The following is a 3624-nucleotide window of genomic DNA, read 5'->3' as shown; positions in this document are numbered from 1 at the left end:
TTAGTGATGTCATTTTCAATACTCGACGTCTGGCGTCCCACATACTTTGATAACATTCTTTCTAAAACAGGTGTCTTGCCAGTTTTTGTTGCGACGTCTAGCGTCAAAAAGCCCCACGACTTAACAAGACACCTCTACTTTATCATCTTGAGAATGAAAAAAGTAGTGAGTACTCTCTCCCGTCGGAGATTTCCTCACTACTAATCTTAGTATGTTTATGTTTTTTTGAATTAAAGAAGAACAGCTACATCTTGTAACTGTTCTTGTTGATTATTGGCGAACTTCTAGAAGTCCTAAATCTCCATCTTCACGTTTATATAATACGTTTGTAGTACCATCATTTGCATCAGTGTAAATGAAGAAGTCATGACCTAGTAATTCCAATTGGAGAATTGCTTCTTCTATATCCATTGGTTTTAAATCAACCTGCTTTGTTCTTACAACTTTTACTTCGTCTTCTGTTTCTTCAACTAAATCTTCTGCAAATACTTGACCTGTTGCAACTTTTTGGCGATGTTTTCTTTCAATTTTTGTTTTGTTACGACGAATTTGACGTTCAATCTTGTCTACAACCAGATCAATCGAACCGTACATTTCCTGTGATACATCCTCAGCTCGAAGTGTCATTGAGCCAACTGGAATTGTAACTTCAACTTTTGAGCGCTTATCACGGTAAACTTTTAGATTTACTTTCGCATTCAATTCTTGATCTTCATTGAAATATTTCTCAATCTTTGCAACTTTCTCTTCTACATAAGTGCGAAGTGCTTCTGTAACTTCAAGGTTTTCTCCACGAATACTGAATTTAATCATATTAGTACCTCTTTCTAGGCTTTCGCCTTTCTTCACTATTATTATATCACATTATTAAATAAATGCAACCGTTTTCTTATCTACAAAGTGAAAATGTTTTGATTTCTTTCTGTTCGGTTTTCATGAAAAGACTTTTTGCAAGCTGAATTGTAGCTCCTGTTGTGTAAATATCGTCGATTAATAAAATTTTTTCTGGTAGATTTTTTTCATCTAGTAGGTAAAATGTTTGTTCTGTTTCTAACCTCTCTTCTCGACTTTTAGAAGATTGCTTTTTACTATCTCGTTTACCCAGCAACTCTCGATAAGGAACATTAGCTGCTTCTAGTAAACCAGTTACCTGGTTAAAACCTCGTTCTTCCAGTCGTTCTTGACTGAGTGGAATGGGAACGATGGTATAGTCGGAAAAATCTGCTAGTGTTTTTTTGAGTTCTGATGCAAAAATTTTTCTGAGAACATAGTCGCCTTGAAATTTATAGCGGCTAAAGTATGCTGCCATGGCTTCATTGTACTGAAAAATGGCTGTGTGAGATACTGATTTCCCTTGGCTTAGCCAGTAGTGACAATCCTTGCAGCTTCCTGCTTCCCCACTTTTAAAACAATGCGGACAGTGTTGCCCTGCTATTTTTTCAAAAGTAGCAAGACAATCATGACAAACTCCTGACTGGGTTTTACCAAAGAAAATAAGTTCAGAGAAGGTTTGTCTGGTTTTCAAGTTTTGAGTACATAGTAAGCAGTTAGACATAGCCGGCCTCCTTGTTCATTTGTTTGATTTCAGCAATGGCCTTCTCAATGGAACGGGTAGACCCCTCGTGGAAAAACTGGAGTAGGCCAGTCGGACGATCCATACTCCTGCCGACTCGACCTGCAATCTGCACAAGACTGGACGAGGTATAGAGATAATGATTAGCTTGGACAACGATGACATCAACACCAGGGAAGGTTACCCCACGTTCTAGAATTGTGGTAGAAATTAGGATTGTAATGTCTTTATTGCGAAATCCTTCTACTATTTCAAGACGATTTTCTGTTTGACTGGATACGAAGCCAATTGTTTCATTTGGAAATGTTTTTTCCATTAGCTTAGCAAAATTTTGACCTTTGGAGATTTCTGGGACAAAAATAAGTAAGGGAAAGCCTGACTTTCTCTGTTCTTCAATCGCTTTTTTCAACTTTGGAACTAGTCTATTTTTCTTTAGGGTATCATCGAATTTACTAAACCAGACTTTTTGCGGGACAACAAGCGGATTGCCATGAAAGCGCCTTGGCAAACTAAGACGGCTTAATTTACCTGTTCTGACTTTTTTATCCAATTCATCTGTTGAAGTCGCCGTCAGAAAAACTTGAACTCCGTCTTCCTTGACCGCATTATCTGCTGCTCGATAGAGCATGGGATTATCTGCATAGGGAAAGGCGTCTACTTCATCAATCAAAACCAAATCAAAGGCCTGATAAAATTTTAATAACTGATGTGTGGTTGATACAACTAATGGAGTTCGGAAATAGGGTTCAGACTCTCCATGTAGTAAACTAATTGGAACTGAAAAGTCGTTTTGCAGACGTTTATAGAGTTCTATACAAACATCAATTCGAGGACTGGCTAGGCACACCGCTCCGCCTTTATCAATCACTGAGGCAACGGTGTGGTAGATCATTTCTGTCTTACCTGCTCCTGTTACTGCATGAACCAATGTCGCACGATTATTTTCCACGTTTGCAACTAGTCCATCTGAAATTCTTTGTTGCCAATCAGTTAATTGACCTTTCCACTTTAAACACTTAGTAATTGGAAAATCTTTCTGAGGAAAATGATAGAGTTTTTCGTCTGACCGCACTCTACCTAGAAGCAAGCAGGCTCGACAGTAATATGCTTCATTTGGCAACTTGTTTTCTTCTTCAAACACTGTTCCACATCGAAAGCAGGCATTCTTTTCAACAACACTGGATATTGAAACTGCCCTTTCTCTTTCTTCTGCTGTCAACTGATACTTGGTAAAAAGTCTTCCATAGTAATCTTCTAATTCTTTCATCACTTATTTATTCGGAATTTCTTGTCAGTTTTGAAAAAAATTAGTACAATTTGGTTATGAAAGAATTTAAGACGATTAAAGAAGATGGTATTGTTGAGGAGGAGATAAAGAAATCACGCTTTATCTGCTTTATGAAACGAGTGACTAGTGAGGAAGAAGCTCGCGACTTTATCAACAAAATAAAGAAAGAACATTACAAGGCTACTCATAACTGCTCTGCTTTTGTCCTTGGAGAAAATATGGAAATCAAGCGTTCCTCAGATGACGGGGAGCCATCTGGTACTGCTGGTGTGCCAATGCTGACGGTTTTAGAAAATCACGAGCTGACCAATGTCGCAACGGTGGTTACCCGCTATTTTGGTGGCATCAAACTGGGTGCTGGTGGTTTAATTCGTGCTTACGCTGGAGCCGTGGCTAATGCAGTCAAGGAGATCGGTGTTGTGGAAGTCAAGGAGCAGGAAGGTATTTCCATTAGTATGTCCTACGCCCAATACCAAGAGTTTGCCAATTGGCGAGCTGAGCAAGGTCTGGAAGAATTTGATACCCAGTTTACTACTGAAGTTTCAACCATGATTTTTGTCGATAAAGAATTCCTTGAACAAACATTAGCAAGTCTTACTGACTTTTACCACGGAAAAGTATTCGCGAAAAAAGCTAACTCTCGAATCGTTGAGGTACCTGTCTATTAAAAAAAGCTATCGGCGAGACAATGTCATTAAGTTAAGGATCCTACTCCAATTTTTATTGGATAGGGTCTTTTTATTTTTCGATAAAGTGATAGACT

General features: G+C 38.5%; 4 protein-coding genes. 1 reads left to right on the top strand and 3 read right to left on the bottom strand.

Features of this window, described 5'->3' with window-relative positions; genetic code table 11:
* Positions 1–270: 270 nt before the first annotated feature.
* The 3 genes from hpf to P7J36_RS11450 all read right to left on the bottom strand — a co-directional run bounded on the left by hpf (position 271) and on the right by P7J36_RS11450 (position 2840).
* Positions 271–813 (bottom strand): ribosome hibernation-promoting factor, HPF/YfiA family, encoded by a 543-nt coding sequence (hpf, locus tag P7J36_RS11460; protein ID WP_029186180.1) that lies wholly within the window; start codon positions 811–813, stop codon positions 271–273.
* A 76-nt stretch (positions 814–889) separates the two neighbouring features.
* A complete protein-coding gene (locus P7J36_RS11455) occupies positions 890–1555 on the bottom strand; it encodes a ComF family protein (protein WP_408552173.1) in 666 nt (221 codons plus the stop codon).
* Positions 1548–2840, bottom strand: coding sequence for an ATP-dependent helicase ComFA (locus tag P7J36_RS11450; protein ID WP_408552174.1), 1293 nt, complete (start codon positions 2838–2840; stop codon positions 1548–1550). Before P7J36_RS11450 ends, P7J36_RS11455 begins: the two co-directional genes overlap by 8 nt.
* A 56-nt stretch (positions 2841–2896) precedes the next feature.
* Between P7J36_RS11450 and P7J36_RS11445 the strand changes: the two genes are divergently transcribed.
* The gene (locus P7J36_RS11445) at positions 2897–3529 is read left to right on the top strand and encodes a YigZ family protein (RefSeq protein WP_408552175.1); all 633 of its coding nucleotides are present in this window, start codon (positions 2897–2899) and stop codon (positions 3527–3529) included.
* The last annotated feature ends 95 nt before the right edge of the window (positions 3530–3624 follow it).

Source organism: Streptococcus suis, from assembly GCF_046032115.1.
GTDB classification, from domain to species: Bacteria; Bacillota; Bacilli; order Lactobacillales; family Streptococcaceae; genus Streptococcus; species Streptococcus suis_AJ.
The sequence above is the reverse complement of the archived record's forward strand: the minus strand, read 5'-3'. Positions and strand labels throughout refer to the sequence as shown.